The organism is Emticicia fluvialis (genome assembly GCF_024793945.1).
GTDB lineage: Bacteria > Bacteroidota > Bacteroidia > Cytophagales > Spirosomataceae > Emticicia > Emticicia fluvialis.
The window spans coordinates 111,662-134,233 of record NZ_JANUSD010000011.1 but is presented as its reverse complement, the minus strand read 5'-3'; the positions used below and the strand labels follow the sequence as shown (position 1 = coordinate 134,233).

The 22,572-nt window shown below is 43.2% G+C and carries 20 protein-coding genes; 9 read left to right on the top strand and 11 right to left on the bottom strand.

What is annotated here, in order from left to right; translation table 11 throughout:
- The first annotated feature begins 8 nt into the window (after positions 1–8).
- Positions 9–641, top strand: a complete 633-nt coding sequence (locus NZ848_RS14085; RefSeq protein ID WP_259016015.1) for an acetyltransferase — start codon at positions 9–11, stop codon at positions 639–641.
- Here NZ848_RS14085 and NZ848_RS14080 read toward each other — a convergent pair.
- The 6 genes from NZ848_RS14080 to NZ848_RS14055 form a co-directional block, all read right to left on the bottom strand.
- Positions 638–1,246: a DUF1684 domain-containing protein gene (locus NZ848_RS14080; RefSeq protein ID WP_259016014.1), complete on the bottom strand. Its 609-nt coding sequence runs from the start codon at positions 1,244–1,246 to the stop codon at positions 638–640. The genes NZ848_RS14085 and NZ848_RS14080 overlap by 4 nt on opposite strands.
- A gap of 13 nt (positions 1,247–1,259) precedes the next feature.
- Positions 1,260–2,489 carry an MFS transporter gene (locus tag NZ848_RS14075; protein WP_259016013.1) on the bottom strand — a complete coding sequence of 410 codons (1,230 nt, stop codon included), beginning with the start codon at positions 2,487–2,489 and terminating at the stop codon, positions 1,260–1,262.
- A 54-nt stretch (positions 2,490–2,543) separates the two neighbouring features.
- Positions 2,544–3,341 carry an SDR family NAD(P)-dependent oxidoreductase gene (locus NZ848_RS14070; protein ID WP_259016012.1) on the bottom strand — a complete coding sequence of 266 codons (798 nt, stop codon included), beginning with the start codon at positions 3,339–3,341 and terminating at the stop codon, positions 2,544–2,546.
- Positions 3,342–3,479: 138 nt separating this feature from the next.
- Positions 3,480–4,658 (bottom strand): acetyl-CoA C-acyltransferase, encoded by a 1,179-nt coding sequence (locus tag NZ848_RS14065; RefSeq protein ID WP_253529333.1) that lies wholly within the window; start codon positions 4,656–4,658, stop codon positions 3,480–3,482.
- An 80-nt stretch (positions 4,659–4,738) separates the two neighbouring features.
- Positions 4,739–7,147 (bottom strand): 3-hydroxyacyl-CoA dehydrogenase/enoyl-CoA hydratase family protein, encoded by a 2,409-nt coding sequence (locus tag NZ848_RS14060; protein WP_259016011.1) that lies wholly within the window; start codon positions 7,145–7,147, stop codon positions 4,739–4,741.
- A 186-nt stretch (positions 7,148–7,333) separates the two neighbouring features.
- Positions 7,334–7,822 carry a DUF4442 domain-containing protein gene (locus tag NZ848_RS14055; RefSeq protein WP_259016010.1) on the bottom strand — a complete coding sequence of 163 codons (489 nt, stop codon included), beginning with the start codon at positions 7,820–7,822 and terminating at the stop codon, positions 7,334–7,336.
- 317 nt (positions 7,823–8,139) lie between these two features.
- Between NZ848_RS14055 and NZ848_RS14050 the strand changes: the two genes are divergently transcribed.
- The 5 genes from NZ848_RS14050 to NZ848_RS14030 all read left to right on the top strand — a co-directional run bounded on the left by NZ848_RS14050 (position 8,140) and on the right by NZ848_RS14030 (position 13,189).
- Positions 8,140–8,991 (top strand): cupin-like domain-containing protein, encoded by an 852-nt coding sequence (locus tag NZ848_RS14050; RefSeq protein WP_101728143.1) that lies wholly within the window; start codon positions 8,140–8,142, stop codon positions 8,989–8,991.
- A 3-nt stretch (positions 8,992–8,994) separates the two neighbouring features.
- Complete coding sequence (locus NZ848_RS14045) at positions 8,995–9,567, top strand: 5-formyltetrahydrofolate cyclo-ligase (protein ID WP_259016009.1); 573 nt, start codon at positions 8,995–8,997, stop codon at positions 9,565–9,567.
- Positions 9,568–9,702: 135 nt separating this feature from the next.
- Positions 9,703–10,698, top strand: coding sequence for an aspartate-semialdehyde dehydrogenase (locus tag NZ848_RS14040; protein WP_101728053.1), 996 nt, complete (start codon positions 9,703–9,705; stop codon positions 10,696–10,698).
- A gap of 230 nt (positions 10,699–10,928) precedes the next feature.
- Positions 10,929–12,239 (top strand): 30S ribosomal protein S12 methylthiotransferase RimO, encoded by a 1,311-nt coding sequence (rimO, locus tag NZ848_RS14035; RefSeq protein WP_259016008.1) that lies wholly within the window; start codon positions 10,929–10,931, stop codon positions 12,237–12,239.
- Between the two features lie 113 nt (positions 12,240–12,352).
- Positions 12,353–13,189: a tetratricopeptide repeat protein gene (locus NZ848_RS14030; RefSeq protein ID WP_259016007.1), complete on the top strand. Its 837-nt coding sequence runs from the start codon at positions 12,353–12,355 to the stop codon at positions 13,187–13,189.
- A 3-nt stretch (positions 13,190–13,192) separates the two neighbouring features.
- Here the strand turns inward: NZ848_RS14030 and NZ848_RS14025 are convergent, their stop codons facing one another.
- A complete protein-coding gene (locus tag NZ848_RS14025) occupies positions 13,193–14,041 on the bottom strand; it encodes an AraC family transcriptional regulator (RefSeq protein WP_259016006.1) in 849 nt (282 codons plus the stop codon).
- Between the two features lie 170 nt (positions 14,042–14,211).
- On the opposite strand from NZ848_RS14025, the gene NZ848_RS14020 reads away from it, so the two are divergent.
- Entirely contained in the window at positions 14,212–15,039 is an 828-nt protein-coding gene (locus tag NZ848_RS14020; protein ID WP_259016005.1) for a phytanoyl-CoA dioxygenase family protein, read from the top strand.
- Positions 15,040–15,056: 17 nt separating this feature from the next.
- Here the strand turns inward: NZ848_RS14020 and NZ848_RS14015 are convergent, their stop codons facing one another.
- Positions 15,057–16,244, bottom strand: a complete 1,188-nt coding sequence (locus NZ848_RS14015; protein ID WP_259016004.1) for an MDR family MFS transporter — start codon at positions 16,242–16,244, stop codon at positions 15,057–15,059.
- Between the two features lie 132 nt (positions 16,245–16,376).
- Between NZ848_RS14015 and NZ848_RS14010 the strand changes: the two genes are divergently transcribed.
- The gene (locus NZ848_RS14010) at positions 16,377–17,576 is read left to right on the top strand and encodes an acetyl-CoA C-acetyltransferase (protein WP_259016003.1); all 1,200 of its coding nucleotides are present in this window, start codon (positions 16,377–16,379) and stop codon (positions 17,574–17,576) included.
- Positions 17,577–17,673: 97 nt separating this feature from the next.
- Entirely contained in the window at positions 17,674–18,252 is a 579-nt protein-coding gene (locus NZ848_RS14005) for a Crp/Fnr family transcriptional regulator (protein ID WP_259016001.1), read from the top strand.
- Here NZ848_RS14005 and NZ848_RS14000 read toward each other — a convergent pair.
- From NZ848_RS14000 to NZ848_RS13990, 3 genes are all read right to left on the bottom strand, one after another.
- Positions 18,235–18,957: a DUF4386 domain-containing protein gene (locus NZ848_RS14000; protein ID WP_259016000.1), complete on the bottom strand. Its 723-nt coding sequence runs from the start codon at positions 18,955–18,957 to the stop codon at positions 18,235–18,237. The two genes, NZ848_RS14005 and NZ848_RS14000, sit on opposite strands and share 18 nt — an antisense overlap.
- 142 nt (positions 18,958–19,099) lie before the next feature.
- Complete coding sequence (locus tag NZ848_RS13995) at positions 19,100–19,744, bottom strand: LolA family protein (protein ID WP_253529287.1); 645 nt, start codon at positions 19,742–19,744, stop codon at positions 19,100–19,102.
- Between the two features lie 65 nt (positions 19,745–19,809).
- Positions 19,810–22,377 (bottom strand): FtsK/SpoIIIE family DNA translocase, encoded by a 2,568-nt coding sequence (locus NZ848_RS13990; RefSeq protein WP_259015998.1) that lies wholly within the window; start codon positions 22,375–22,377, stop codon positions 19,810–19,812.
- Positions 22,378–22,572: the final 195 nt, after the last annotated feature.

Here is a 22,572-nt window from a genome sequence, read left to right as displayed (position 1 = left end):
TTTTAATTATGCAAAATCCTATTTTAATTTTTGGAGCAGGCTCGCTCGGCAAGATTACCCTAGATATTTTCAACCGAAACAACGTATTGGTATATGGTTTTTTAGATGATGACAAAAAACTGCATAATACCGAAATAGGTGAAATTGTAGTTCTGGGAGATACAGACGATGACGGTTTTCTGAAAATTATTGGCCAGAAAACCGAAGCTTTTGTGGCCATTGGCAACACAAAAGTTAAAAAGAAACTGGTAGAGATATTGAACGAGCGCCGCAAAGTAATGCCCGTAAACGCCATTCATGACCGGGCGGTGGTATCAGAAGAAGCCATTATCGGGCATGGTAATCTGGTTATGGCCAATGCAGTTATTAACCCGTTTGCCAAGGTGGGCAACCATTGTATTATTCAATCGGGTGCGGTAATTGATGCAGAAGCTCAGGTAGCCGATTTTGCAAACATTGGCGCAGGCGCTATTATAAACACAAATGTAGATATAGCAGAGGGCGCGTTTATAGGTTCGGGTGCCGTAATTGTTACCGGCATCAGAATCGGCAAAAATGCCCGGGTGGGTGCAGGCTCGGTGGTGGTAGAAAACGTGGCCGACAACGCCACTGTTTTTGGCAACCCTGCACAGAAAGTCTAGTCTATCTTAGCATAATTTTTTTCTCCGGCTTCTATTGCCACCTTCAGGTGATTTTCACGCGGAGGTATCGGGCAACTGAAGCCATCACCAAAAGCGCAGTACGGATTATAGGCTTTGTTGAAATCAAGAATGATAACGTCCTTTTCAAGCTGATTCATACGTAAATCTATATATCTGCCGCCGCCGTAAGTATCCTTGCCGTTGGTCTGGTCTTTGAATGGTATAAACAGGTAATCACGATACTGTTGTATACGTTGTAAATCAGGAGAGCGATAAACGGCAAGGGTATAATTCTTCCCATCCAGCATGAAGGTCAGTTCTCCGAATTTTGTGTACGTTCTGGTTTCGCCCGTAGTAGTCGGTATCTTGAATGGCTTGCCGGCAGTAGTGGCTGTAAACTGGCATTCTACCCTGTATTTCTCGTCAGGTTCGTAAAAGCGCAGATATTGAAAGTCTTCTTTTTTTACCGGCGAAAACTTCGACTTCAGAAATTCTTCCTTGTAATTTTCCCTGAACTCTACAATTTCCGTTTTAAAATCCTGTGCAAATGTATTCAGCGCAAAAAACATGAATACATAGGCCAATGTGGTAGTTATCCGTATCATAGTTTTACAGTTTTTATGAAACATCTACGGTGTTTTCATTAGTAACAATTGGCCGGGCTATTGGATTCACCAAACGGGCAATAAAAATACTGATAAATATCATACTTATGGCAAAGTACCCTACATAGGCATAGTTTTCAATATAGCCCGAGGCGGTTTTATGGATTATAAAACCGCCTATATTGGCTGCCAGCGCCTGTGCAAGCAATTGCAACGAAGAGTTAATAGCCATAAAGCTACCCCTTTGCTGCGGATTAACCACGTTTGATATAATTGCCTGTGTAGGAATCAGCCTGCCGTTTGAGAAAACAAAGAAAATACCGGCTACTAATAAAACTGCCCACACCGCGCCTGAAAACATATTGGTGATAAGGTAAATAGGAATCATAGACAGCAACGCAAAAACTACAAATACAGGGTACTTGCCTCTTTTGTCGGCCAGTTTGCCTACCATGGGTGCTGTAAAAATGGTAAGCAGCCCACCAACCAGATAAATAAGAAAGATATTCTGCTGGCTAAAACCTACATTTGCCACCAGCGTAGGAGAAATGTACGGAATAATACTGAAATGCCCCAGCATGATGGTAGTTGAGAGCCAGAGGGCTTTCATCTGGTTCGGATTATTCCATATATTGGTTATTACGTTCAACGGATTAGGCTTGGTTTCTCTATTTTTCAGATGTTTGTCAAGATTGGGTACGAAACGGATAATGAGAAAAATAACCACAATACCCAGAAACCCTACTACCAGAAATGGCGTGTGCCAGCCAAATTTAGCGGCCAGAAACAAACCCGAGGGTATGCCAACCACAGAGGCAACAGAAAAAGCAGTGGTAATATAACCTACGGCAGTAGCCCGGCATTCGTAATCAAAGGTATCAGCTACGATAGACATCACCTGGGCACCGATAAGACCGCCGAAAGTACCAGCAATGATGCGTGCAATAATAAGAAACTGGTGTGTTGGGGCCAAGGCACAGGCAAATGTACCTGCCACAAAGCCAATATAGGCAAAGAGTACTACTTTTTTGCGGTCATAATTATCTACAAAAAAGGCAGCCAGAAAACCCGAAATACCCGCACTGAGCCCATAAGCTGAAACAATGAAACCAAAATGACCGGGAGAAATATTGAAAATCTGCATTAATTGTGGGCCGAGTGGCATCATAATCATGAAGTCCACAATGTGTGTAAAATTAATGCAGGCCAGTATAAAAAGTAGTAGTTTTTCTTTTGAACTCATTTTGAAACATATTCAGGGTCTATTTGTCAACGCAAACAGGCCCTGGCTGGTTCATTATTTGTTGCTGTTAGCCAATTGGCTATCCATACTGTTCACTGGTATTTTGCCTTGCACGCTCCAGGCTCCGTCTACAAAGAACAACTGCCCGGATACAAAGCTTGAATCGTCAGAGGCCAGAAAAACCGCAGGGCCTACCATTTCTTCCGGCTCACCGGTTCTGCCCAAAGGTACCACGCCACCCCAGTTGGTACGGTAGTTGGGGTCTTCTCTCAGGTTTCTATCTACATTAATTGGCCCGGGGCCAAAGGTATTTACTCTGATATTGTAAGGTGCCAGTTCTACTGCCATTTGTTCGGCCATGGCATGTATACCACCCTTGCTGGTTGAATAAGTAATGAGGTTTTTAACACTTAACGTAGCACAGATACTTGAAATGTTAATAATACTGCCGCCGCCGTTGGCGCGCATAATTTTGGCTGCCTCTATTGAGCAGAATAACGTACCTTTCAGGTTTACGCCCATTACGGTATCAAACACGGCTTCGTCTGTTTCAAAGAAATCACTCCAGCCGGTTATGCCAGCATTGTTTACCAGTACATCCAGTTTGCCGTATTTTTGGGTAATCAGCCCAAACATTTCTCTGATTTCAGCCACTTTTGAAATATCCGCATAAATTACTTCAGAACGCCTGCCCATAGCCCGTATTTGGGCAGCCACTTCTTCGGCATAAGTGGCGCCTGCTATTTCGTTTATAATTACATCGGCTCCTTCTCTGGCAAAGCCCAGGGCTATGGCTTCTCCAATACCTCGTCCGGCTCCTGTTATAAGGGTAATTTTATTTTTTAATCGCATGGTTGAATAGAAAATTGAAAGCCAAATGTAATAAATTTTAAAGACGATGAGGCCCCCGGATTGCTAAAATTGCTAGGGCTGCAAAAACAAAGAGGCCACCTGAAAAGGCAGCCTCTGCGTAGATAAAAAACAAAGAGCTTAGTTCAGAAACTCATAAATACCTGCCACGCCTTGTCCACCGCCTACGCAGGCACTTACCATACCATATTTTTTGTTCTGACGGCGCAGCTCGTTGATAATCTGTACCGATAAGCGGCCACCGGTTGAACCCAGTGCATGGCCTAAAGCAATTGCACCGCCGTTCGGGTTAATTTTATTCAAATCTAAGTCAAGTTCTTTAATAACTGCTAACGATTGAGCAGCGAAGGCTTCGTTCAGCTCAATGATATCAATATCATTTTGAGTTAAGCCTGCCTGTTTTAAAGCCAACGGAATAGCAGCCACAGGGCCTATACCCATTATGCGTGGCTCAACCCCTGCCGAAGCATAGGCCATCATACGTGCTATAGGTTTAAGCCCTAAGTCGTTTACCATCTTCTCTGACATTACCACAACAAAGGCAGCTCCGTCAGACGTTTGTGAAGAGTTACCTGCCGTAACGCTGCCACCCATGGTAAACACAGGCTTAAGTTTAGCCAGGGCCTCAAGGCTGGTGTCAGCGCGGGGGCCTTCGTCTTTATTTACTACATATTCTTTTGTTTTTTTCTTACCGGTCGTTTCGTCAAAAAACGTTTCTTTAACGGTTATTGGCACTATTTCTTCATCAAACTTGCCTGCTGCCTGTGCGGCCAGTGCTTTCTGATGCGAATAGTAAGAGAAACGATCCTGCTCATCGCGTGAAATATTAAATTGTTGCGCCACCTGTTCGGCCGTTAAGCCCATACCAATGTAGTAGTCGGGGTGCATGGTGGCCAGGTTATAGTTCAATGCGGTTTTCCAGCCCATGGTTGGTACCAGCGACATTGACTCTGTACCACCGGCAACAATACAGTCGGCCAGGCCGGCATGTATTTTGGCAGCAGCAATGGCAATGGTTTCAATACCAGAGCCGCAGTAACGGTTTACAGTAACACCCGGTACACTTTTGCCCAATGCCAATAAAGATATATAACGCGCCATTTGCATTCCCTGTTCGGCTTCCGGTACGGCGTTACCTACAATAACGTCGTCTACCTGTGCCGGGTCAAGGTTAGGTATGCTGGCCATCAGGTGTTTAATTACCTCAGCGGCCAGGTCGTCTGGGCGTGTAAAACGAAATACACCTTTGGGTGCTTTGCCGACAGCACTACGGTAGCCGGCGACTATATATGCATTCATGTTTTGTTCGTTTTATAAAGCTTTCTGCAAGGGTAAAAGCTCCTTGCCAAAAGGGAATTAGTTCAATGAAACTTTAGTGATTAATTTCTTGGTGGTTTACCACCGCTCAGTAGCCCCTGCATACGCTCAAGGGTTTTCTTCTCGCCGGTTAGCGATAAGAACGCCTCTCTCTCCAGATCAAGCAGGTATTGCTCAGATACTTTCTGAGGGTAACTTAAATCACCACCACAAATAACATAAGCCAGTTTTTCGGCAATTTTTGCATCATGGCGAGAGATGTACTTGCCCATCAGCATGCCTTGTATGCCAGCTTTAAAAAGCGCCAGCCCGGTTTTACCCTGCACTTTAATATCGGTGCGCATTTTTGGCTGGGTATATCCGCCTTCGGCCAGTTTAATGGCTTCGTATTTCGCTTCGGCAATCAGGCGGCTGCGGTTCAGCACTATCCGGTCTTTACCGGCTTTCAGGTAGTTCATATCAAAAGCTTCCTGAGCCGAGGTTGAAACCTTAGCCTGGGCAATATTCATAAATGCGCTCTGCAATATGTTTAGTTCGATATCACCTGCCTGATACATGTCAGAGCAGCGAACCGCCATTTCTTTGGTACCTCCACCGGCTGGTATCAGCCCTACGCCCAGTTCAACCAGCCCCATGTAGGTTTCGGCATGCGCTATTACGCGGTCGGCATGCAGGTTTAGCTCGCAGCCACCACCCAGAGCAAGGCTGTGTGCAGCCGTAACTACAGGTATAGAAGAATAGCGGGCGCGCATCATGGTTTGCTGAAACTGCGCTATCATCAGGTTGATTTCGTCATACTCCTGCTCAACTGCAAACATAAACAGCATAGCCAGATTGGCACCTGCCGAAAACGCCTCGTTTGAGTCATTGCCAATTACCAACCCTCTGAAGTCTTTCTCTGCAACGGCATAGGCTTTGTTGAGTCCCTCTACCACTTCCGGGCCAAAGGTGTTCATTTTTGAATGGAATTCTATACCTGCAATACCATCACCCAAATCAAACAGGGTTGAGCCGGCGTTTTTCCAGACAACGTTGCTTTGGCGAAGGTTATCAAGAATGATGAACGATTCTGTTCCTGGAATGGTCTTGTAAGTCTTACCTGGTATATCATAATACTTACGCTGGCCGTCTTCTATTTTATAGAAACTTTCAAATCCTTCTTCCAGCATTTCATAAACCCAGGTGGCCGGTTTCATGTTTACTGTTTCCATGATTTTCAGCATGTTGCGTACACCTATGGCGTCCCAGGTTTCAAACAGACCTATCTCCCAGCCGAATCCGGCACAGATGGCCTCATCAATGCGGTAAAGTTCATCTGAAATCTCGGGGATACGACGGGTTGCATAGCGGAAGAAATCAGCAAATGTTTTTCTGTAAAATTCTCCGGCGTTGTCTTTACCATTCAGTAAAACCGAAAAACGTTTTTTCAGGTTACTGATACTTTTGGTGCTTTCAAGCGTGGCAAATTTTACCTTCTCAGACGGTTTATATTCAAAGGTTTTCAGGTCTAGTGCCAGAATAACCGTTTTGCCGCTTTCATCTTTGGTTTTTTTATAAAAGCCTTGTCCGGTTTTGTCGCCCAGCCATTTGTTTTTCTGCAACTTGGCCATAACTGTCGGAAGCTGGAACGCATCTTTTGATTCATCGACACGCAGCACTTTCGACAGGTTATTACAAACGTTGACGGTGGTATCAAGCCCTACGATATCAGACAGACGGAACGTGCCTGATTTCGGCCTGCCAACAACCGGGCCAGTCAGTTTATCTACTTCTTCAACGGTCAGCCCCATGTCTTCTGCTGCTCTGATGGTTTGCACCATGGCATATATACCCAGTCGATTGGCGATAAATGCCGGTGTATCTTTGCAAAGCACAGTGGTTTTACCCAGAAAGAGGTCGCCGTATTTCATCAAAAAGTTGACTACCTCAGGGTCTGTATCTCCGGTAGGGATAATTTCCAGTAAACGCAGATAGCGCGGAGGGTTGAAGAAGTGCGTACCACAGAAGTGCTTACGGAAGTCTTCTGAGCGCCCTTTGGCCATTAGCTGAATAGGTATGCCAGAAGTATTGGATGTAACAAGAGTACCGGGTTTACGGAACTCATCCACTTTTTCGTAAATCGCTTTTTTAATATCCAGCCTTTCTACAACTACTTCAATAACCCAATCGTAATCGGCAATTCTGGGCATATCATCATCAAAATTACCCAACGAAACCAACGACAACGATTTCTGGCTGTAAATGGGCGAGGGGCTTGCCTTTACCGCAGCCTGAAACAGGTCTGTCACAATACGGTTACGAATACCCGGCTGGCTGGTAAAAATTTCACCATCCTTTTCGGCATCAGCCGCTTCTTTTGGTACCATGTCTAGCAATAGTACTTCCACACCGATATTAGCGAAATGCAGGGCTATTCGGCTTCCCATAATACCTGCACCTAAAACAGCTACTTTTTTTATACTACGATTCATTTTTGATTGAATATTATTTCTTAATCTTAAATGGTTTCTTAACTCTGTTATAATTGATAAAACTCAGTTTTATGTCTGAAACCGAATGTCGTCTGTTTTAACTCCTGCCTAAACGTAATCAAATAAGCAAAAAATTCTCACTATCAGCAACATTCTCCGCTCAAATTATACTACTAATCGACGGATTCAGGTTTTCGGAATCCAGGCCCATATCATTTCGGCTACAGCCACTTCTTCTTCCGTTTCGTCAGTAATTTTAACTGCCACATTCACATCTCCTTTTACAGTTTCGCGAATCTGGCTTATTTGCTGATCAGTTAGGGTAGCTACTGCTTTTTGATTGCCCAGGCTTCTTTTAATATACTTTACAGACATACTTTTCATCAGTGGTATGCTGGTGTCGGGTATATTCATACCTACAACCATGCCCGTGGCGGTTTCTGCCAGAAGTGCACTGGCTGCTGCGTGTATCTGTCTGATATGATTCTGAACCCTGGGTTTATTTGGAAGTGTAATTACGACCTCGCGGCAACTCATTTTATTGAAATGTATGCCGGCAGTACCTACAAATTTGACGAGCCGGCCGATGGAATAATCTCGTACCTTACCTTGCAGAAAAACGGGTAGTTTCTGAATCTTTGCAAGGTTTCGGTTAAGAAAATTGTTAAATTCCATCAATTTTGAGCAAAAGATTTATTGATATTTGATGCTGCCAGAATTTTGAACAACTGATTTTGCGCCGTGTAAAAATAGTATGCAAGCATAATTTTTTACAAAGATACAGCAAAGAAAATATTATGAAAGAATAAGAATGTAAAATTTATTATAATAAATTTCCGAATAATTATATAATAAAAATTTTAAGCAGCAGAAGTATTTTTGAAACCATTTTTTTGCGCCAATGGTTTTTATTAACAGCATTCAATTACAACACTCTACTGTTTATTGTTTTTATTGATTTGTATTATTCGATAAAAATTAAATTCATTGTTATGGAACTTATACCCATTGAAAGACGCAGCAACTTAAGTCGTGAAGAGTTCATAGAAAATTATCTGAAGCCTAAAAAGCCGGTTGTATTTACCGACCTTGTAAAAGATTGGCCCGCTTTAGATAAATGGACTTTTGAATGGCTCAAAAAAAATTACGGACACATTGAAGTGCCGCTGTTTGACAACCACGTGCATGACACCAAAACTTATTTTCAGGCGGCAAAAACAATGCCTTTTGGCGAGTACCTGAGCCTGATAGAGAAAGGACCGACCGACCTTAGGATTTTCCTGTTCGATATTTTCAAAAAAGTACCTGAGCTTGCCAACGATATCCGTTTTCCTACTATTATGGACGGTTTCCTGAAAAGCTATAAATTCATGTTCTTTGGCGGGCAGAATTCAGAAGTGAATCTGCATTATGATATGGACTGCTCGCACGTGTTTCTGACACAGTTTCAGACACGTAAGCAAATTATTCTTTTTCCGCCTGAAGAGAGCACAAATCTGTATCACCACCCGTTTACAGTTCAGAGCCACGTGCATCCGCTGAAACCAGATTTTGAGAAATACCCGGCGTTTAAAAATGCCGTAGGCTATGAGGCCACTTTCGGGCATGGCGAAACCGTGTTTATTCCTTCTCTATGGTGGCACTATATTAAGTACGTAGATGGCGGTTTCAGCCTTGCCTTGCGTGCCAATGACTCAATATTTACTACCGTAAGAGGTGGCTGGAATCTGGTGCGCCACACATTTGTGGATAAAGGAATGACCAAAATGCTGGGTGGACAGTGGAAAGAGTGGAAAGAAAATAAAGCCAGAGAAAAAGCAGCTCAGGCATTACAGGAAGCCTGATAGATGAATAAAGCGGCATTAAGAGCAGCGTACCTGCAAAAAAGAAAAGAACTTTCGGGTACCGACAGCCAGACTTACTCGCAACGAATCCATGATTGGCTTTTTAAAAGTTTTCCTGTTCATAATTATGCGGCTATTCATACGTATCTGCCCATAAAAAAAAAGATTGAGGTTGATACGCAGTTGGTTATAGATACGCTCAAGCAGGATTTTAAGGCCGGTATAGTTGTTCCTAAAAGCCATGATGACGGCACCATGACTAATTACTGGCTGAAAGATGATACTATACTGCTGGAGAATAAATTTGGTGTACCCGAGCCTGTTAACTGCTCACCATTGACCGTTAATGCACAAGAAATTGATATGGTTTTAATACCTCTGCTGGCTTTTGATAAACGAGGTTACAGAGTAGGATACGGTAAAGGCTATTATGACCGTTTTCTGACCAGATGCCGGCCTGATGTAGTGAAGATTGGCGTGTCTTTTTTTGACCCCGTAGAGGCCATTGATGACGTGAATGATACTGATATAAAGCTCGATTATTGTATTACACCTAACGGAATTTGGAGCTTTTAAAATATTTTGGATTATTCCAAGAAAAACAAACAAAAAAACTTCTATTTTTGTAATTCCAAAGCCCCTTTGAAAATTGGGGCTTTGCTGTAAATATATGTCTAACTAAATTTTGCCCTCAAAAGGGGGTTGTTAATCATGAAAATCGCAGTTGTAGGTGCTACCGGACTGGTAGGCACTGAAATCTTGAAAGTCTTGGCGGAACGTAATTTCCCCGTTACCGAAATCATTCCTGTTGCTTCAGAAAAATCTATAGGTAAACAGGTTGAATTTAAGGGTAAGCAGTTTACAGTAGTAGGCTATGAAGACGCAATCAAGATGAAGCCTGCGGTGGCAATTTTTTCGGCTGGTGGAAGTACTTCGTTGGCGTTGGCTCCGAAATTTGCAGAAGCAGGCATCCCGGTTATAGATAATTCATCAGCCTGGAGAATGGACCCTACCAAGAAACTGGTAGTGCCAGAGGTAAACGCTGATACCTTAACAGCAGAAGATAAAATTATTGCAAACCCGAATTGCTCTACTATTCAGATGGTAGTGGTTCTGAAACCTTTGCATGACAAATATAAGATAAAGCGTGTGGTGGTATCTACCTATCAGTCAGTTACCGGAACCGGTAAAGCCGCGGTAGACCAGCTTTTTGCTGAAAGAAGTGGCGACGACGAAGCTAAAAAGGTGTACCCACACAAAATAGACCTGAATGTGTTGCCCCACATTGATGTATTTCTTGACAATGGTTATACCAAGGAGGAAATGAAAATGACCAACGAAACCAAGAAAATAATGGGCGACGACAGCATTGCAGTAACAGCAACCACGGTGCGTATCCCGACAATCGGCGGGCACTCTGAGGCGGTAAATATTGAATTTGAAAACGAGTTTGACCTCGCTGATATCCCGCAGTTGCTAAGCGAAATGGAGGGAGTAGTTGTACAGGACGACCCTAAAAACTTTGTGTATCCTATGCCAATTAATGCACACGGAAAAGACGAAGTTTTCGTAGGCCGTATCCGTCGTGACGAATCTCAGCCTAAAACCCTTAACCTTTGGATTGTAGCTGACAACCTTCGTAAAGGTGCTGCTACCAATGCCGTTCAGATTGCCGAGTACTTGTTGGCAAAGGGTTTACTTGCTTAAAAACTGGTTTTACAGATGTTATTATATAGAAGGGTATCGGCTGCCGATACCCTTTTTTCGTATATAAGTTTAGGCAAATATCAGCAGTAAACAGTCTTATCTGGTATTAAAAGGGCGATTTAGCTTGTGAAACTGCTCTAAACTTTTTAATATCCTATTCTTTTCCGAACTTTGTATCCTGAATAGCCGTTAGTCTATTCTACGCCTGTCTTACTACAATCAGTAAAAAGTTGAAAACAAAAGGTTCAGTAAAAAATAAAGTAAATATAGTTACACTTGGTTGCTCCAAAAATCTGGTCGATTCGGAGGTTATCTATACGCAGTTAAAAGGTAACGGCTACCATGTAACGCATGAGGGTAAAAAAGATGATGCCAATATTGTTATTATTAATACCTGCGGGTTTATTGATAATGCAAAACAGGAATCGATAGATACAATTTTACGCTATGCCGATGCCAAAGATGCCGGCGTGGTCGATAAAGTATATGTAACGGGGTGTTTGTCGCATAGGTATAAAGACGAACTCGAGCTTGAAATACCAACAGTTGATGCCTGGTTTGGTACCAATGAGCTACCACGCTTATTGAAAACCCTGAAGGCCGATTATAAGCAGGAGCTAGTAGGCGAACGCCTGCTAACTACCCCTGCGCATTACGCCTATATGAAAATAGCCGAAGGCTGCGACCGCCCCTGTAGTTTTTGTGCAATACCTCTTATGAGAGGAGGGCATGTTTCAAAAACAATTGAAGAGGTTGTGCTGGAGGCGAAGAATCTGGCAAGAAAAGGCACCAAAGAACTGATTCTGATTGCACAAGACCTGACCTATTATGGGTTAGACCTCTATAAAAAGCGTGAACTGGCCAATTTGCTCGACAGGCTCTCTGATGTTGAAGGAATAGAATGGATTCGCCTGCAATATGCGTATCCTTCGGGCTTCCCGTTAGATGTGCTGCAGGTAATGAAGAATCGCACTAATGTATGTCATTATCTTGATATGCCCTTGCAACATGGTTCAACAGAAATGTTAAAATTGATGCGCCGCGGTATTACCAGAGAAAAAACAGAAGACCTGATTAAAACCATCAGGGATACCGTGCCGGGCATTGCCTTACGCACTACCCTGATAGCCGGCCACCCCGGCGAAACCGAAGAATACTTTGAAGAAATGTACCGTTTTGTAGAAGAAACAAGGTTTGAGCGCCTGGGGGTTTTTCAGTATTCACACGAAGAAAATACGAATTCATATACCATGCCAGACGATATTCCGGCAGAGGTGAAGCAGGAACGGAACGACCTGATTATGGAGTTGCAACAAGGTATTTCTCAGGAACTCAATCAGCAGAAAGTCGGGCAGACCTTCAAGGTGTTGTTCGACCGCAAAGAAGGCGGTTATTTCATTGGCCGAACAGAATTTGACTCGCCGGAAGTGGATAATGAAGTGCTGGTGCCGGCTTCTCAGTATGTTCGCCTCGGAGACTTCGCCAACATACGAATCACCGATGCAACTGAATTTGATTTATACGGAGAGGTAGTTGTCTGATAACTACCGGCTTTGCCCTGGCGGGTTTTCAGCCACGCAATCTTACATGCTATAGCCATTATAAATTGTTACATGCTGAATTATTAATTTTCAGTAATTACTAATAATTCAGCATGCCAGACGTTATTTATTTGAAGTTTATTTCAGGAAAAGTAATGAGATTGTATTTGTTTTCTTGTGTTACCCTATTTGTTTCAGCAGAGTTGTCGGCTCAGACACCTGTTCTGCGTTCGCAAAATGCAAGTTTTGGTAGTACGTCTGTGGTTAAAACCAGTTCGCCTGCTTCAGAGGTCAAGAATACCAAAAAGCGATTTGCCCCCGCAGGTACAAATATTCATCTCCTGCCACTTTTTGGAGGTTTTGATAAAACCGATAGCCAGAAAGCAACAGATGCAGAATTTTTGAAAGTATGTGACCTGAACTTCAAAAGTCGTAAAGAAGCCAGTGAGTTTTTCTCTTCAAGAGCCTGGGAGTATCTGGGCGAAGGCCAAAGAGATACCGCAACGTACCGTTTCAATCTGGCTTATCTGCTGAATGATGAGAACGTAGACGTATACTGGGGCCTGGGCGTTATTAACTACCAGAATGAGAAATACCCCGAAGCCATAGAGCTGATGGAGCATGGCTTGCAGCTTGACAATGAAGATAACACCACACTGATGGTAGATTTATCGACCGTTTACCTGAAATGGTTTATGGTTGATAGCAAAACCGAGCATATAGATAAAACCTTTAGCTTACTGGCCGATGTAATTAAAAAATCGCCTGAGTATGCCAATGCTTATATGCAGTTGTCGCTGGCAAGGCTCACCAATAACCAGATTGACGAAGCCTGGGATAATTTCCACAAAGGCTACTCGTTAGACCCGCAAAGCGCAAACCCAGAAATTTTGCAGGCATTGCTTGAAAAGAAAGAAGACCCTAAAGGTATCTTCAAAAAAGCACAGTAAACATTAAGCCTCATATTGCCTTCTGTAAACCAGCGGGGTAACTCCTGTCTGGCTTTTAAATATCCGGTGAAAGTGCGATAAGTTCTGGAACCCGCACTCAATACTTATCTGGCTTATGTCCAGCTCATTATCCATCAACATCTTACGGGCGTTACTTAATCTTATCTCGTTCAGAAAATAAATATAGGTTTTTCTGGTACGGGATTTAAAGTACCGGCAAAACGAAGGAACCGTAAGATTAGCAATTTCTGCCACTGTTTCTAAAGATATATCTTCCTTGAAATTCTCAAGCGTAAACTCCAGAATCTTCCGCATCCGCTCATTTTCAGTCTCATCAGGTTTAATATTGAAACCCTCGCTGGCCAGCAACTGGTATTCGGCGCATTTAGATAATTGCTCTAGTGCATCAATCAAAGCCAGCAAGCGCATTACGCCTTCAGTTTCAAATACTTTTTGTACAAGTGGCGCCATAGACACCGGAAATTTTATGCCCGAATCAGCCATATTCAGCATTGACACAATAGATTTACATTCAGGCAGGCTATCTAAAATATTATCTACAAAGGCCGGCGAAAACTGAATCACCACGGCTTCGTCAAGATCATATTCATTTTTGCTCACATGTTCACTTCGCCAGAAATGCGGCAGATTAGAACCCAGCAGAACAAGGTCGCCTTCTTCAAAAGCAGAGACGTGGTCGCCCACAAATCTTTGTCCGCTACCTTTTACAATTAAAGTCAGCTCATATTCAGGATGATAGTGCAGGGGGGCATCAAAGTGGGGCAGGGCTACATATCTTGTCAGGAAAGACGAGCCTTCATCAGTTATTACTTTCTCAAAAAGCGCTTTCATAGTACTTACAACAGTGCTAAAATATATTCAGCGGTATTGATTAACATAGTTGATTCATGGAGTTTCAAATTTATGTTAAAATACTATACAAAAATGAAAATAATAAAGATTTTTCTTAGAAAAATTCTATCGAGATTTGTATTCTCTATTCAACCATAACACTTTAAGCAATGATTGCTGAGTCAGAGAAAACAATTCTTTTGCAACAACTCAGAAAACCCTTCCAATTATCAGCAGAAACCATTGCATTCTACCAGGAATTCGGCTACGTAAAGCTAAAAAATGTACTTTCAGCGGAAGTCTTAACCTATTACGGTGAAATTATTACAGATTGGGTTTTCAGACTCAATAAGCTGAACAAGCCAATGGACGAGCGCACTACGTACGAAAAAGCGTTTTTGCAGATAATGAATTTGTGGTGCGAAAATGAGGAGGTAAAAGAATTTGTTTTTTCTGAACGGCTGGCGCGCATTGCCAGCGAACTGATGGGTGTATCGGGTGTGAGGCTTTACCATGACCAGGCACTGTACAAAGAGCCCTCTGGCGGTATTACCCCCTGGCATGCCGACCAGTTTTACTGGCCACTATCTAGTTCAAATACCATTACAGTCTGGATTCCGCTACAGGAAACGCCAATGGAAATGGGGCCTCTGGCATTTGCCGAAAAAAGCCAGAACCTGGAAATAGGCCGCGATAAAGAGATTTCTGACGAGTCGGAAGCCCTGCTGGCAGATACTCTGAAGCAGTTCTCAATGAACGATACACCCTTTGAACTGGGTGAAGTAAGCTTTCATGCCGGATGGACGTATCACCGCGCTGGGCCGAACATATCTGATAAGCCGCGTAAGGTAATGACCATGATATACATGGACAAAGACATTAGAATTGTTGAACCTACCAACGAGTACCGGTTGGCAGACTGGCAAACCTGGCTTGATAGCAAACCCGTTGGCAGCATTGCAGATGGAAAGCTGAACCCTATATTATACGTATCATGAGCATGAAAAGCGGAGCTTTACACCAGTTTCTTCCGTAAAGCTACGAATCCTATGGTCGCAATCAGACCAAAAGACCCCAGAATATACCAAAGGGCATCATAGCCAAACCTGGCAATCGTTTGTGTGCCTATGAGTGGGGCCGAGATCTGCGCCATAGACCAGCTCATGGCGTAGAGTGCCGAGTATTGTCCACGATTATGAGGCTTGGCTCGCTCAATGCTGAATGCATTCATAAAAGGCATGGCAAACATTTCTGAAAAAGTAGCAAACACCACACCTATTATCAGCCAGAAATAATTGTGCGTAAGCAAAAATATAATGTAGTTGGGCACAACCAGTAATGTTCCGATACTGATGAGAGACAACCGTCTGAATTTTCCTTCAATTTTGTATATGAAAACCATCTCTATCAAGGCAACCATCAGGCCATTAAGGCCCAGCAGATAGCCAATCTGAACCTCGGTTAAATGACAGGCTTCTTTATAAAAAAGTGGGCCTATGGTAAACAATTGCGAAAAAGCAATGGCATAGAGCGTAGCCAGCAGAATGAAAACCAAATAAATGCGGTCTTTGAAGGCCGAGTCGTTTTTATCGGGTGCAAAGGTGTTCTTTGTGGATGTTTTTTCCTTTTTTGTGCTTCTCAAGAACGCCCAAACCAATAATCCGGCGCCAATATTTGTAAAACCATCAGCCCAGAATAGCAGGCTGTAGTTATAAGCTGCCAGAAAGCCTCCGATGGCCGGCCCGATAGACCAGCCTATATTGATAGCCAAGCGAATGAGAGAAACCGAACGGGTGAAGTTTTCAGGTGTGCTGAAATCTGCAATAGAGGCGGTGTTGGCGGGGCGGTAGGCTTCTCCGAACGCACTGAGACAAAGCGCACAAGCGCACAGCGGATAGAAGCTCTGTAAGTGAACCATTACAATAAACATAATACCGCCCAGAAACAGGCTCCAGAACTGAACCGGATAGTATCCGATTTTATCGGTAAGCTTGCCACCCATCCAGGTTCCGAATATAGAACCCGCTCCAAAAAGGGTCATGATAACGCCAGCCTGTTCAATACTGAAATGTAATTTCCGGGTAAGATAAACCGTCAGGAATGCAATTACCATTGTACCGCTACGGTTGATAAACATAACAACAGCCAATAACCACACCTGCTTTGAAAGGCCGCCAAAAGCATTGCGAAACAAGGAAACCATCTGAAGAAAAATTAGGTAATAGCACTGAAACAAAGGTAATGTTTTCATTGCTTGCATCAAACTAAACAATTTCTTAGTTTTGTTGTAATAGGTATGCAAGCATACTATTTCAACACAAACCAATAAACGTAAATGGAAGCTTATATATATGATGCCCTAAGAACCCCTCGCGGGCGTGGCAAAGCAGACGGCTCTTTGCATGATGTTCAGCCTGTGCAATTGCTCTCAACCGTTTTAAAAGCCTTACAAGAGCGCAATGATTTAGATACCTCTTATATAGACGATGTAATTGCCGGTTGTGTTTCGCCACTGGGCGAGCAGGGAGGTGACATTGCCCGTGCTGCCGTGCTAGATGCAGGCTATGCCCAGAGTGTGGCCGGCGTACAGGTAAACCGCTTCTGTTCGTCGGGGCTGGAGGCTATCAATATGGCAGCCGCTTATGTAATGTCGGGCCATGCAGACCTGATAGTGGCTGGTGGAGTAGAGTCCATGTCGCGCGTGCCAATGGGCTCTGACGGCGGCGCAATGATGATGAATCCGCAGCTAATTGCCCGTCATAACATTGTTCCACAAGGCATATCTGCCGATTTGATAGCTACCAAATATGGTTATTCAAGAACAGATCTGGATACTTTTGCTGCTGAATCGGTAAGAAGAGCCGTGCAAGCGCAGCAAAATGGTTATTTTCGTTCAGTAGTACCTGTAAAAGACGAAATAGGATTGACCGTGCTTGACAGAGACGAAGGCATCAGGCCTGATACAACTACTGAATCGTTAAGCAAACTAAAGCCGGCCTTTGAAATGATAGGCAGCATGGGGCTTGATGCCCTGGCTTTGCTTAAATACAATAGTCTGCTGGCCATCAACCATGTGCATCATGCAGGTAACTCGTCGCAGATAAGCGACGGAGCAGGAGCCTTGCTGATAGGTAACAAAGCCACAGGAGAGAAACTGGGCTTAAAGCCCAGAGCCAAAATCAAGGCTTTCGGGGTAGTGGGTTCAGACCCGACTATTATGCTTACCGGCCCTGTGCCGGCTACTCAGAAGGTTCTGAAACGCGCAGGTATGCTGGTGAGTGATATTGATATTTTTGAAGTAAACGAAGCCTTTGCAGCCATACCCATTTATTTTATGGACCAGCTGGGGGTAGACCACAGCAAAGTGAACATCAACGGTGGCGCTATTGCCTTGGGGCATCCACTAGGTGCAACTGGTGCTATTCTATCGGGTACTTTGATTGATGAGATGGAACGCACCAATAAAGCAACAGGTTTGGTAACCCTGTGTATAGGTGGGGGTATGGGCATTGCTACTGTTTTTGAGAGAGTTTAAAATACTACAAGGGGGGCAAAATGATTGTCCCTCTTATGTTTATTGGTAAATCTGATATGCCTGGTTGAAACATATTTTACCCGTCAAACTAAAGTTTATGGAGAATGCATTGCTGAAATTCTTATCAAAATTTGAAACGCTTACGCAAGACGAAGCAGAAAGCATTGCTGATAAGCTACAGGTGCAGACCTACAAAAAAGGCACATTACTGCTGAAAGAAGGTGAAATAGCTAAAAGATGTTTTTTTATATTGAAAGGCTGTGTAAGGCAGTATTATCTAGCCGACGGAGACGAAAAAACTACAGCCTTTTTTACTGAAGAGCAGGCGGTTGTGTCTTTTTCAAGCTATGCAAGGCAAATTCCTTCTACCCAGAATTGGATATGCGCCGAAGACACCACCGCCATTGTTGGTTATCTTGACGCGGAGCAGGAAATGTATGCACAATTTCCGAAATTGCTTGAAATTACACGCGCATTTCTTGAAGTTGACTTTGGTAAAACGCAGGATGACTTTGCGACTTTTGTTGCCTCTTCTCCTGAAGAAAGGTACAACCAACTTCAAGAAAAACGTCCTGGGTTGCTTCAACGTGTGCCTCAACACCAGATAGCCAGTTATCTGGGCATAAAGCCGGAGTCTCTCAGCAGAATCAGAAAACGGCTAAGCCTCCGTAAATGAATCTCCTTCTTTTAGTTTTCTTCCCTTTATTAGCAGCCAGATGGCAAAGCCTACTTCTCCTGTTATTGATGGAATTGCTACCAGTGCAGTCAGAACAGTTTTATAGTTATGGTAGTTACTGGCTAACAACTTTGCCATGTTATCGGTCATATAGGCAATGGCAGCCCACAGTAGAAGGAAACCAATTATTTTAGGAACGAAACCCGAGCGCATGATGAGAAAGGCTAGAAGCAATAAATGAAAAGCAAAAAAGATGAGGGCAATTGCCCAGCCGTCATCAAATGCATTGAAATAAATCAGCGCCTGAACAGAAGCCTCATCAAATGGCTGCGATTGGTTAGTAGATAACAGCCTGAAACCCGATACAAGATTCAGCAACGAAACTGCAAAAATGGTTGTGTAAACCAACCTGAAAATGGCAGCCAGTAATGAGATACATCTATCTACTTTTTTAAAGAAAATATATAATGCCCAGCTAACCAGTATATCACAAATAAGAACAATTATAAAAGCCAGCAAACCTATTTGAAACTTAAAAGGATTGTTGATGATATTATGTGCAGTAGCCTGCGCATTGGCAGGTTCAATAAGGCTCTGGCGTGTATGAAACTCAGCTATCATAGCTGCGAAAAACATAAATATAGACGCTATTGCCGCTATAAAAGCCGCTTGCCCTGTAGTGGTGCCTGGTGTTTTGATGCTCATTTTTGAATCTGGAATAGGAACACAAAACTAAGCAGCTACTGATTGCCAGACATTGACTAAAGTTAAGAAATCAATAGGCGCGAGTATATAAAACAAAACCCCGATGGCGGTTCATCAGGGTTTTATTTTGGGTAAAGCGTAACTACCGCAAATCCACTACCTCTGCGCCGGGGTACAGCTTTTTATCAAAAGTGAAAAGCTTTTCGTCAGCCGGTGCATTGGGTACGAATTTATCTACTCTGAAAACCGTACGTTTGCCGCTTTTATCCCATATTTTCCAGGATTTTAAGGCTTTATCTTTTCTATCCACCTTCATCTGAATTTTGGCTATATTACCCGATTTGCTTTCGGGGGTCAGCTCAATATTATCATATACCTGCGCGCCCTCTTTGGTTTCTCCGGCATAAACATATTTATAGCCTTTTTTATAAAGGTTCAATATACCGGTCGGAGACAGCGCCTCGTCGGTACTGGGGTCATATTCTGTAATATTTACCTCATTGGTTTCTTTTACATAGGTGTAAAGGTCTTTTCCGTTGGTAAATACAGCCTGCCCTGCCATTTTTAAATGAAATTTATTTCCTTTTACTGTTACATCGCCTTTGGTACTTTCAAGCAGCCTGGCATTATTGCCTTCTGTTCCAAAAGTAAAAGCCGCATTGAACGACTTCATGCTCTGGTATTTCCGGCTCACTTCGTCTAATATGGCTGTAGCTTTGGGGTCTTTCTGGGCAATTGCCAGGCTAGTTATAACCAGCCCGCCTATTATTAAAATTAATTTTTTCATTCTGTAAACGTTTAACTGGATGGATATATACCCTTTAGACTAAAAATTTATACCAGGGATTAATACTAACGTAAATTGCGTAATATTTCTTCCAGGTGAGTAAGGTCCTTTACCAGCACCTCACGGGCTTTGCTACCTTCAAATGGCCCTACAATGCCTGCACCTTCCAGCTGGTCAATAATTCTACCGGCACGGTTGTAGCCCAGTTTCATTTTACGTTGTATTAATGAGGTACTACCTTGTTGGTGACTAACCAGCAATCGGGCGGCTTCTTCAAACATGGAGTCCAGTTCTGAAGCGTCAAAATCCAGTGTTTCGTTATCATCATCACCATAAAACTCGGGTAGCATATAAGCAGACTCATAGGCTCTCTGGCTACCGATAAACTCGCAGATATCTTCTACCTCCGGCGTATCTACAAATGGGCATTGCAGGCGTATCATGTCTGAACCCATAGAAAGCAGCATGTCTCCATTGCCCACCAGCTGTTCAGACCCCCCGGTATCAAGAATGGTACGTGAGTCTATTTTTGAAGTTACTTTAAAAGACAAACGCGCCGGGAAGTTAGCTTTAATAAGACCCGTAATAACATTAACCGATGGGCGCTGGGTAGCAACAATCAGGTGTATACCAATGGCACGGGCCAGCTGAGCTAAACGGGCTATGGGTTGTTCAACTTCTTTACCGGCGGTCATCATTAAATCGGCCAACTCGTCAATCACCAGTACAATGTATGGTAAATACTTGTGTCCTTTTTCCGGATTCAGGCGGCGTTGCACAAACTTGGTGTTGTATTCTCTGATGTTTCGCACACCTGCATCTTTCAGCAGATTATAGCGGTTGTCCATCTCAATACACAACGAATTGAGGGTATAGATAACCTTCTTGGTATCAGTAATAATTGCTTCTTCCGAATTTGGCAGCATTGCCAGAAAATGCCGCTCAATTTTGTTGTAAAGTGTCAGCTCAACTTTTTTAGGGTCAACCAATACAAACTTGATTTGTGACGGGTGCTTTTTGTAGAGCAGAGACGTAAGAATTACGTTTAAGCCCACCGATTTACCTTGTCCGGTGGCACCGGCCATCAGCAAGTGAGGCATCTTGGCTAAGTCGGTAATAAAAGCCTCATTTGATATAGTTCTGCCCAGAATAATGGGTAATTCATAATTGCTTTTCTGGAATTTCTCGTTCGAGATAACCGATTTCATCGTTACCATTTCACGGTTTTTGTTCGGCACTTCTATACCTACCGTGCCTTTACCGGGCATGGGTGCAATGATACGGATACCCAAAGCCGACAGGTTAAGGGCGATGTCATCTTCCAGATTCTTGATTTTTGAAATTCTGATACCGGCATCGGGTACAATTTCGTAGAGTGTAACCGTAGGGCCAATAGTAGCCTTGATGCTTGAAATACCAATCTGAAAATTGCGCATGGTTTCCACAATTTTATTCTTGTTAGCTTCCAGCTCATCTTCAGTTACTTTACCTCCGGCGTTGCTGTATTCACTTAGAAGACTAACCGGCGGATATTGGTAACTGCCCAGGTCAAGGGTAGGGTCATACATGCCATAGTCTTTCAGTACCTTTTCGTTTACGTCGTCATCGTCCAGGTCTCCTTCTTGCCCTTCAGGCTGGGGCTCATTTACACGGGTATCTTCTATAATAAATGTAGGGCCGTTGCCCGGTGCCTGACTGGTCTCTGTTTTTTTCTGAGGTTGAGGCTTTTCTATTTCAAATTGCACCGGTTTATTAACGGTGTCAATTACAGGGCTGTCAGCCACTGGATTTTCTTCTATAGATTTCGGTGTTTCGGCCACTTCCATAACCGGTTCAGTTCTTACCTGTTCTTCACGGGCAGGTTCTTTTCTTCTGAAAGAGGGTTCGTCATAAGGTGAAACCTCTTCGTCCAAATCAACCTGTACAGCGTTTCTGATTCTTTCAGTAGCAATGTCAACCTGCGGTTGACGGTTAAATACCTTCGTAATAAACCAGTCGTCAATAGTAGAGTAACCATGAAAGAAAATAAGCCAGGCCACCAAAACCAGCATGATGATAAGTATACCGCCTGCACCAATGGCATGGTAAAGAAATTTATTGACCGAATAACCAATACCCCCGCATAAGGTGCCAGCGGGTATGTCTATCATGGTAACAAAATAGCCGAGGCAGATACTTGCCCAGAAAATATAGAAAACACTGGCAATAGTGAAGCGATTCAGACTTTGTGGCAGGAGGTCTTTTTTGAATACCAGACGAAAACCTGCCCAGAAAATTACCGGAATCCAGCCAAAGGCTGAAATACCAAACCATTCAAAAATAAAATAATGCGAAATATAGGCACCCATCAGGCCCATCATGTTACGAGGCTTGAGGTCTATTTCTTCAAGAGAAGCGCTAAAGTTACGTTGAACAATGTCCTGATCAGCGTTGCCCACCAATAAATGCGAAATAAACGAAACAAGAAGAATAACCGAGAGAACCAACAAGAAAACTCCGAAGGCAAGCACGTAGCCATCGGTATTTACACTGATCTCAATCGGCTCTTTTGTTCCGCTGTTTCCCGAACCTTTCGAAGCCGTACGCTCGGTATTCTTCGGGGGCTGTTTTTTGCGAAATGTATTACCCGACATCTTATACTTTTATTAGGAAAGCTATCAATTTTAAAACAAATATATGAATCCTGGCAGAAAAACCCTTGAATAACAAGGAAAATAGTATTTCGTGGTGCATTAAAAGGTTAATAGACAGGCCAATCAGAATCTGGTTTCCGAGCAAAGCAATAGCCTTAATTACCTGCCGGGGAATAACCGTCTTTACAGGTTTTT

Coding starts and splice junctions, on each gene's coding strand:
- NZ848_RS14015 (WP_259016004.1), bottom strand. CDS start 16,244: ATGGTTTCCTTGTTTCGCAATGCTTTTGGCGGCCTTTCAAAGCAGGTG.
- NZ848_RS14055 (WP_259016010.1), bottom strand. CDS start 7,822: ATGGAATTTAACAATTTTCTTAACCGAAACCTTGCAAAGATTCAGAAA.
- NZ848_RS14065 (WP_253529333.1), bottom strand. CDS start 4,658: ATGAATGCATATATAGTCGCCGGCTACCGTAGTGCTGTCGGCAAAGCA.
- NZ848_RS14020 (WP_259016005.1), top strand. CDS start 14,212: ATGATTGCTGAGTCAGAGAAAACAATTCTTTTGCAACAACTCAGAAAA.
- NZ848_RS14080 (WP_259016014.1), bottom strand. CDS start 1,246: ATGATACGGATAACTACCACATTGGCCTATGTATTCATGTTTTTTGCG.
- NZ848_RS14070 (WP_259016012.1), bottom strand. CDS start 3,341: ATGCGATTAAAAAATAAAATTACCCTTATAACAGGAGCCGGACGAGGT.
- NZ848_RS14030 (WP_259016007.1), top strand. CDS start 12,353: ATGCCAGACGTTATTTATTTGAAGTTTATTTCAGGAAAAGTAATGAGA.
- NZ848_RS14025 (WP_259016006.1), bottom strand. CDS start 14,041: ATGAAAGCGCTTTTTGAGAAAGTAATAACTGATGAAGGCTCGTCTTTC.
- NZ848_RS14050 (WP_101728143.1), top strand. CDS start 8,140: ATGGAACTTATACCCATTGAAAGACGCAGCAACTTAAGTCGTGAAGAG.
- NZ848_RS13990 (WP_259015998.1), bottom strand. CDS start 22,377: ATGTCGGGTAATACATTTCGCAAAAAACAGCCCCCGAAGAATACCGAG.
- NZ848_RS14060 (WP_259016011.1), bottom strand. CDS start 7,147: ATGAATCGTAGTATAAAAAAAGTAGCTGTTTTAGGTGCAGGTATTATG.
- NZ848_RS14075 (WP_259016013.1), bottom strand. CDS start 2,489: ATGAGTTCAAAAGAAAAACTACTACTTTTTATACTGGCCTGCATTAAT.
- NZ848_RS14085 (WP_259016015.1), top strand. CDS start 9: ATGCAAAATCCTATTTTAATTTTTGGAGCAGGCTCGCTCGGCAAGATT.
- NZ848_RS14000 (WP_259016000.1), bottom strand. CDS start 18,957: ATGAGCATCAAAACACCAGGCACCACTACAGGGCAAGCGGCTTTTATA.
- NZ848_RS14045 (WP_259016009.1), top strand. CDS start 8,995: ATGAATAAAGCGGCATTAAGAGCAGCGTACCTGCAAAAAAGAAAAGAA.
- NZ848_RS14005 (WP_259016001.1), top strand. CDS start 17,674: ATGGAGAATGCATTGCTGAAATTCTTATCAAAATTTGAAACGCTTACG.
- NZ848_RS14040 (WP_101728053.1), top strand. CDS start 9,703: ATGAAAATCGCAGTTGTAGGTGCTACCGGACTGGTAGGCACTGAAATC.
- NZ848_RS13995 (WP_253529287.1), bottom strand. CDS start 19,744: ATGAAAAAATTAATTTTAATAATAGGCGGGCTGGTTATAACTAGCCTG.
- NZ848_RS14010 (WP_259016003.1), top strand. CDS start 16,377: ATGGAAGCTTATATATATGATGCCCTAAGAACCCCTCGCGGGCGTGGC.